Annotated in this window: 5 protein-coding genes and 3 pseudogenes; 4 read left to right on the top strand and 4 right to left on the bottom strand. The window is 41.7% G+C overall.

Going from position 1 to position 7958, the window contains the following annotated elements:
- Nucleotides 1–368: 368 nt before the first annotated feature.
- A pseudogene (locus tag E0698_RS25920) lies at nucleotides 369–545 on the top strand (family 1 glycosylhydrolase); the annotation flags it as partial.
- A gap of 396 nt (nucleotides 546–941) precedes the next feature.
- On the opposite strand, the pseudogene E0698_RS25925 reads toward E0698_RS25920, so the two are convergent.
- A pseudogene (locus E0698_RS25925) lies at nucleotides 942–1619 on the bottom strand (transposase); the annotation flags it as partial.
- A gap of 53 nt (nucleotides 1620–1672) precedes the next feature.
- Between E0698_RS25925 and E0698_RS27230 the strand changes: the two are divergent.
- Nucleotides 1673–2005 carry a hypothetical protein gene (locus tag E0698_RS27230; RefSeq protein WP_238354162.1) on the top strand — a complete coding sequence of 111 codons (333 nt, stop codon included), beginning with the start codon at nucleotides 1673–1675 and terminating at the stop codon, nucleotides 2003–2005.
- 20 nt (nucleotides 2006–2025) lie between these two features.
- On the opposite strand, the gene tnpA is transcribed toward E0698_RS27230, so the two are convergent.
- Both tnpA and E0698_RS25940 read right to left on the bottom strand, forming a co-directional pair.
- Nucleotides 2026–2337, bottom strand: coding sequence for an IS66 family insertion sequence element accessory protein TnpA (tnpA, locus tag E0698_RS25935; protein WP_192513390.1), 312 nt, complete (start codon nucleotides 2335–2337; stop codon nucleotides 2026–2028).
- A 182-nt stretch (nucleotides 2338–2519) separates the two neighbouring features.
- Nucleotides 2520–3281 (bottom strand): annotated as a pseudogene (locus tag E0698_RS25940) (IS5 family transposase).
- A gap of 114 nt (nucleotides 3282–3395) precedes the next feature.
- Between E0698_RS25940 and E0698_RS25945 the strand changes: the two are divergent.
- Nucleotides 3396–4202 carry a hypothetical protein gene (locus E0698_RS25945; RefSeq protein WP_192513391.1) on the top strand — a complete coding sequence of 269 codons (807 nt, stop codon included), beginning with the start codon at nucleotides 3396–3398 and terminating at the stop codon, nucleotides 4200–4202.
- 347 nt (nucleotides 4203–4549) lie between these two features.
- The gene (gene xerS, locus E0698_RS25950) at nucleotides 4550–5623 is read left to right on the top strand and encodes a tyrosine recombinase XerS (protein WP_192513392.1); all 1074 of its coding nucleotides are present in this window, start codon (nucleotides 4550–4552) and stop codon (nucleotides 5621–5623) included.
- A gap of 991 nt (nucleotides 5624–6614) precedes the next feature.
- Here the strand turns inward: xerS and E0698_RS25955 are convergent.
- On the bottom strand, nucleotides 6615–7655 hold the full coding sequence (locus E0698_RS25955; protein WP_202895085.1) for a TOPRIM nucleotidyl transferase/hydrolase domain-containing protein: 1041 nt from the start codon (nucleotides 7653–7655) through the stop codon (nucleotides 6615–6617).
- Nucleotides 7656–7958: the final 303 nt, after the last annotated feature.

Consider the following 7958-nt stretch of genomic DNA (forward strand, 5'->3'; position numbering starts at 1 on the left):
AACGTCTTTTTTGAAAAATTCTATAAGATTAAACTTCATGTCAGTCAATTTATGAAGCGAATCAATCAGCAACCGTTGGAAACGATTGATCGCCTGCTTGTCAGGTTATGATCTTAATTGCGGCCTATATAGATTCTTATTTTAAATAAATTTATAATCCGCATCAATCTGAGGGATTATGAAGATATTATGCTTTGATTTGATCTTGATATGAAAGAGATAGATTCATAAATTTGCGGACATTGCCGCGGTTCGCTATGGAAATACAGTCTCTTTTCTGGGGGAATCCGGCTCTTGGTTGAAGGCATGTTTATCTCCTCTTTCCTTATCTTTTATTACCCATCTGGAGAATATTTTCACATGGTTAGGGATACACTCCATGGGGATGTATTGATATCGTAAGCGCATCTTCCGGCGAAATGAGCAAACGTTATGGTTTTATTTATGTTGACCGGGATAACGAAGGAAACGGAACATTGGAACGGAGAAAAAAGAAATCATTTTACTGGTATCAAAATGTTATCAAAAACAATGGAGTAAAATAGGTTATTATGATTGTTCATCAGATGATTCCTGTATTTAACAGGAGTCATCTTTTTTAATCGCGAAGATCCGCATAGGAATGTTCTTGTGGATGCATTTGGGGAAAAAAGCACAAGTTAGAGATTCTGTACATTGCCCAGAGAGAGGGCCAGTTCACAGTTGCACATGGTTTTCAGCGTAGCTTGCGGGCATTCTGTAAAGGTTTACAATTGTGCGGATAATTCTACTGGCAGACTCCCTTTCAGAATCAATACAGTTTCTGTGCGGCTGCGCTTGTACACGAAGCTATCTGGCAGTTCACCGAGCCGTTCGTCTACCAGTTGTCCGGCAGCCAGGCATGAAGCCGCGCTGAGTTCTGTTTCCCTTGGATTGGAGGGGGAGAATGGGTCTAACGCTCTTGCGCCAAACGCTGGCGAATTGGATGATGTACGGGGCGGATCAGTGGCTGACACCGCTAACTGCTGCTCCTGGCGATAGAGCGGCTGGCTCTCTACATATTTTTGGTTCATGACATTGCTCCAGAATGGACGGCGAAGCCAGAATTCCCGGATAGTCGATTTCGGTATGGGAACCGTGACGATGGGCGTCTGAATCTCTTCGCGTTCACACCGGCGGCAGGCATAGACCAGCCGAACATGACGCAAGACTCTGACTTCTGCCGGAATTACGGTGATTTCGTTCCGAGTCTCCGTGCTCATAGGATGAAGTTCTCCGCCACAGCACGCACAAACCTGCTCTTCTTCGGGCAGTTCGTAGTGAAGGGTATCGACGGGGAATTGCTCCAGCTTGGCCTCGCGACTGTCCGTCCATTTCTTGCGGATGTAGGTAATCGTCTCGGTCTGAGGCTCTTCGGAAGCCAGAGTTGCCAATACTTCGGCTTCATTGAACTGGTTCATCTCCAGCTTATTCGGAGGGGTCTTTTCACTGGAGGTGCCAAAGCGCTTGTGCTGGGCCAGACGGAACTGTTCTTCGTACCACTTTAGTTTAGCGGTCAGCTCGGCATTTTGCTGCTTCAGCTTGACCTTTTGTTGTTGGAGTTCTTCTATTGTAGATGGGGAATTCGCTTGATTTTCCATACCCTAAAATTTCAACAAAGCTGTCTATTCTCCTGCTACTGGGGTTTCATACAATGAAAAAAACGTTACACGACGGTCTGAGCCGTGACCTGCTTGTGAGCCTGCCACTGGTGAAGGGAAAGCCCATCCAGGAGCCAGCGAAGTTCGCGAAAAGAAAGGGCAACCGGCGAGTCGCTAGGCCCCGGCCACTGGAAGGTTCCGCGTTCCAAGCGGCGGTACAGCAGCCAGAAGCCATTGTGCTCCCAATAGAGCATTTTGAGTTTGTCTCGCTGACGGTTGCAGAAAACAAACAAGCAAGGAGCGAAGGGATTGAGCTGAAACCGCTCTTGAACCAAGGCGGCCAGCCCGTCGATAGATTTGCGTCAATCCGTGCTCCTGCCGGCTAAATAGACCTTCTCGGGCAGCGTCAGCATAAGGTCTCCAGTGCTTGAACCACTTGACGAAGCAGTTCAGGAGAAAAGCCTTCCTGCACGTCAAGAGAGGCCAGACCGATGCGAAGTGTCAATGAGGGAGAAGAGGATGGCGAGGAAACGGTAACCGGAATAAAATGAGGCGTGGAGGTGGAAGGGATGCTGGAATCCATTTTGCGGAGCCAATATTTCAGTTGATGCAGGGTCACGCCCTGGGCTTCGCACCAGGCAGACATGGTTAGGCCACTGGCTCGATAGTCTCTGATGCGTTCTGTCCATTGATGCTGACGTCGTTCGGCTTTGGTCATCTGGCAGCTCTCCTTGATTTAAGATATGCCTATGATCTCATGACTGGTTTGGGGTTTACAGGTGGGCTGAATTTGACGCTTACTTTAAATCCGAATTAGAGACTGCACTGAATCTGGGGCAAGAAAGGGGCAGATTTGCATTAACGATATTAGGGCGTGTCTGAAAACTAATTTTAATGGAGCTACTTCAACAAAATCATCACAGAAGCCAGAAAGGCGAAGCTCAAAAAGTTTCGGGAAAGCTTGTCATAGCGTGTTGCGATCCCACGGAATTGTTTGAGTTTGTTAAAAAAACATTCCACAACATGGCGTTCTTTATAATGGTAAAAATCACATGCCCAAGGAACTTTCGCATTGGACTTGGGCGGAATACAGAACGTGGCGTTTTGGGATTCGATATACGTTCGAATGTCCAGGGTTCCATAGGATTTATCGGCTAAAACAGCGCTTCCAGACAATGCTACGCCAGAGAGGACTTAGGTCGCTACCGTACAGTCATGGATGTTTCCAGACGTCAAAAACAGGCGAACCGGATTACCCAGCGCGTCCACTACGGCGTGGATCTTCGTATTTTGTCCCCCTCGGGAAAGTCCGATTTCTTGGTTGGTTTCGGCGTTTTCAGCCCCCGATGCGTGCTGATGAACTTTACAGGAAGTGCTGTCTAGAGAGACATCCTGCAAGTCAGCATCGCTAGTCAAGGACTCAAACACCTTTTGAATAAGGTCATCATTGCTCCACAAACGGAATCGGGATTATACGGTTTTCCAAGGACCAAAACGTTCAGGCAAATCGCGCCAAGGAGCGCCTGTTTTTACTTTCCAAAGCATTCCATTTAGCATAACTCGATTGGGCTTCGAGAGTCTACCTTCCCCTGTATTTTCGGGCGGCAATAGCTGTTGTATCCGTTCCCAGTTCTGTTCGTTGATTTCGTGGCGTCTTAGCATCTTTTTACAATCCCCTCGTGATTCATTCTTGTAAAATTATGCTACGTTTACGCTTTTGAAGCATTATCTAGTTTTCAGACACGCCCTAATAACAAAATAAAAATGATTTCTGGAATGATTGATAACGAAGGTAGACTAATTGAAGATTTAGATTTGAAAATATCGCGATGGAATAAGAAACAAGCAATATTAAGTAATGCAATTGCAGAATTTGTTAAAGAAACTGAAGTGCCATTTTTATCTCAGTTAGATAGTATTATCAATAAATTAAGTAGAGAACGTGAAATTATAAGAGAATGCTTGCGATTACACAATAAAATTGTAGAAAAAGAAAATTTAGTTACTGAACTTGAATCTAAAATTAAGCGTTTAGAGAGTGAGCTGGAAAAACTTAAAGTCAGCGAGTCTTATAAAGATAAAGTATTTAAGTTTCTTGATCGTGAGTATCAAGCATATATGCTTAGGCTGAAATATGATGACCCGCACGAAACATTTATAAGTAAGGACACACACATTCCTTACTATCGTGGTTCAAGCGTATATGAGCATGAGAGTGGAGGTTTGTTGTTATGCATGCAAATCTCTTATTTAGCAGCTATTCTTAATAGTAAGAAAAAAGGTTATGCTGTAGGACATCCAGGCATACTAATGTTGGATTCTTTGAGTAAATACCTCGGCACAATTAAAAAGGAAAAAAGATCTGAAGGAGAAGAAGAGGCTTTAGATAAAAATCTTATAAATGATCCTGAGGTTTATGAAGAATTATATAAGATTCTTATTGAACTATGTGATGAGCATCAAATTATTATTGTAGAGAATACTCCACCAGATCTAGTGGATAGTTACACAAGATATACCTTTCTTAGTGATCAAAGGGGTTTAGTGAATGAAGACGTTAATGAATACAAAGAAGACAATTAGATTGAACTAGCGCTCTAGGTCGAAACTATATCAAATTCTTTATGAATGAATATATTAGTTTGGTTCATGTTCATATACATCTGATGGTTCTATGTTGTTTTTCTTGCTAGTTTCAAAAAGGATAGAATCTTGGGGCTGTAAATCGTCAAACTCTAGTGTAGAGTCAATCTCAACCTGACGAGCTACGTTTGTTTAGAGGGAATAAGTATGATCCGAGCAGAACAAAACGGGGATAGAAGAAATGACTTAGCCAACTACGGTGGTTACTGGATCAAAGTTATAATTACGTAAAATAATAATTTGACGAATAATTACTTAGAAGTTATATTCATTTGGGGGTGGTTGTTTTGGATAAACAAGCTAAATTACACCTTATGGGTCGAATTGACGATAAGTTGAGTGAATTACCTTGGTATGTTACTGAATTTATTGACAGTAAGAAGCGTAAGCTTTCTGCCTCAACACTTCTTAATTACTGCCACGATTATATAATCTTTTTTGATTGGCTGATTACAGAGAACTTTACCACAGTTCAAAAAAGAACAGAAATTGAATTATCCACGCTAGAAACATTAACGATACGTGAAACAGAAAGCTTTTTATCTTTTTTGGAGTATCAACTTGGGAATAATAAGCTAACAATAAACCGTAAGCTTTCTTCTCTTAAGTCCTTATTTGATTACTTACAGAATAAAGCCGAAACAATTGATTTAAAGCCTTATATACAACGAAATGTTATGGCTAAAATGGACTTGAATGCAGTAAAAGAAAGTCAGGAAACGATCGCAAATCGTATGGAAGGGAAAATACTGAGAGAAAATGATTTTGAAGCTTTTAGAGTGTTTGTAGCATACGATTATGGCGAATTAAACAAAACAAATAAACGTATCATGAATTTCCATCAGTTTAATCGTGAACGAGATACGGCAATAATTTCATTAATCTTAGGATCAGGACTTAGATTATCGGAAGTTTCCGGAATCAACCTTGAGGATTTAGATCTGACGAAATCATCTGTAAGAGTAACTCGAAAAGGGGGAAAAGAGCAATATGTTTACTTTAGCAGCCAAGCATCCCTAGATATTGAGAATTACCTGCAGGTAAGGGAAACAAGATATACTCCAAATAAAAATGAAAAATATTTGTTTATTGCAGCACCTGTAGGACGCAAAGGTAAAAATAGACGTTTAACACAACGTTCTATAGAAAAACTTGTTGAGAAATATGCAACAGCATTTGGAAAGCCGGCTTTGACGGTTCATTCTTTGAGGCATTCATTTGCCACACGTTATCATATTGAGAATAATGATGTTCCAAAATTAAAAAATCAATTAGGACATTCTTCAATACAAACTACAATGATTTATACGCACTTAACAGATGATCAAATGAGAAACGCTGTAAACAACATGGATAAATAATTTGGAGGGAGTGACACAAAGTTGCCTACCAGGCTGGAAAATTGACATAAAGTTACCCACCAGACTGGAGAATGACACATAAAGTTGCCTACTAGGCTGGAGAATGACAAAAAGTTGCCTACCTGACTGGAGAATGACATCATAAAGTTGCCTACCAAGTTCCAAATTTGCTCCGTTTATTAAAGACAAAGGGCTTAAATGCTTGAAAGTAGGGAACTTTGTGTCATTTTGGTAGGGAACTTTGTGTCAATGTACAAAACATGGATCGATAAACCCGCGTGCTTCGCGGTTTTTCTTATACATCTTCACAAAATCCGTATTTTGTTCATATGTAAAAGATATTCAAACTCTAAAAATATAGACTCCTATTGTCATAAAAGCCCCTCCATTTCCATATGAATTTAATTTAACACAAATTTAATTTAACACAAAATAGAATATTCAATTATTGTAGCAATTAGGTAAGCTTTTGATGCGATCACCAATTTTTTCCTGCTTCACACGGAGCACACATATGATCTCCTATTATTTTGGTATTTTATAGAAATAGAATACATGCAAACTGTACGTTATGCAACCTATTTTGATTCCGCAAACCTATTGAAGCAAAAATCCCCGTTACTTCCTCTCTCCACATAACATACAACACAGCGTCTTGTCCTCACTTTCAAGATTAAATCAGTAGTATATACATTGTTGAGTTGTTTGAAGATGTTACAGCTTGTCCAGACATGCCTGTGGTCAGCACGGTAGCGCACGCAACTTGGAACTCATTAGTCGTGTTTACGGCTGGGTCGTTCAGGACTGACCTTAGGCAATTTGGGGCCTGTTCAGCAGTGGGTGCTTCGAAGCGACCCCAGACAGCAAATCTCCGGCGATCAATTCAAAATGATTCTGCTCCCCTTCCTCCACATCTTCGGCAGGTTTGTGTCATGCGGGAACGTATTAGTTCCCTTGTGGTGCTTTCCACGCCCTATTTTCCATGATAAGTTTAAAGTCCAAGGATGGTGTTATAGAATCGAGCGAATTCCGCGTCTCGCTTTTGTAGTTCCACAATGTCAAGCACACTGGCAGCAAATCGGATCTGATCAGAACGATACTTCATCCTTCTCCTTAAATCGTTATCATCGATTTCAAACCAGGATTCAATGGAAGGGTTTGGTATTGTAGAAATCCATTCGTCGAATTCTATGCCTTGCTCCAACATCTCTTTTGTCCTAACGGGGTCACCGTCACCATCGACTACTATAAGCACCTTAGAATCAGTATAGAATGTGTTCCTGAGCGCGTTTGCCACGCGAGGAATTGTGAGTTTCCCCATAGCGACAAGAATTTTGATTGATCGATTTGAGCCAGCATTACTTAGGATTCTCTTAGAAAGAGTAGCAATCACATCACGATCAGTTTCACCCTCGCACACGATTAATAGATCAGCTGAAGTGACAGCGACGGACTGCATGGCTTCAACTCTGCCTGTTATCGAGTCGAATTTGAGACGGTCAATCTCGACGACATGCTTCTTTTCGGCAGTGACGAGTTCACCTTCAGAAGGGAAATAAATTGCACCTTCCTCTGCTGCCTTACGGAGCTTTAGTTTGAGAACATTAGTGAATCCGATATTACGACTGATCGCAGCGTCCAAATCTCGTTTGTCAAATAAAATGATGTTGAGCGTCTTGCCAAGAACGAGTGCATCAACGGCGTCCTCTGCATAGCCCGACATTGAAATAAAGATTCCAAATGTACCAGCCAACTTGCCTTCGACCTTGCCTTTGAATTGATAGAGGGTTGAAGCGGGCAAAGGCTCTGCATGCCATTTTGCTTCTAAGATATAAATGCGTCCATCAAGATAGATGGAGCCATCAATCTGTTCACCCACCGGTCTGTAACCTGTGCGCGGTTCGAGTTGCTCAAAGGAAAACATCTTATTCAGTAGGCGCTCGAAATCAAATCCCCGACGCCTTTTTGCGGCCGCGTCTGCGTTGGGTGCTAGGCTTATTAGTTTCTCGTATTCTTCCTTTATGTAATCCAAATCCGGTTTCTCCAAGGTGTACATATGCTATCCCAAGTTCTACTTTTTCTTTTACGGACCGTCTCCACCGTCTGCAGCACCTACTAGACGCATCTAGTCACTTTGTGCAAATCTTCTTTACGACAAGAGAAAGACGATTTGGCCATGCAAAAAAAAGATGCTTCTTCGCTAAAGTGAATGTTAGATGTCTGTTTAATAGAGAAAGTGTCCATACTGTCTAGTAATAAATAGGAAGAGGACGGGATGGAACATGTGGACCCCATTAAGCAAAAAGGATAATCTAATGAATGATGTGTTCAAGTT

This window comes from Paenibacillus sp. 23TSA30-6, assembly GCF_014858585.1.
GTDB lineage: Bacteria > Bacillota > Bacilli > Paenibacillales > Paenibacillaceae > Paenibacillus.

Bases quoted from the DNA above. Each gene is read 5' to 3' on its own strand.
- tnpA (WP_192513390.1), bottom strand. From the start codon at position 2,337: ATGACCAAAGCCGAACGACGTCAGCATCAATGGACAGAACGCATCAGA.
- E0698_RS27230 (WP_238354162.1), top strand. From the start codon at position 1,673: ATGAAAAAAACGTTACACGACGGTCTGAGCCGTGACCTGCTTGTGAGC.
- E0698_RS25945 (WP_192513391.1), top strand. From the start codon at position 3,396: ATGATTGATAACGAAGGTAGACTAATTGAAGATTTAGATTTGAAAATA.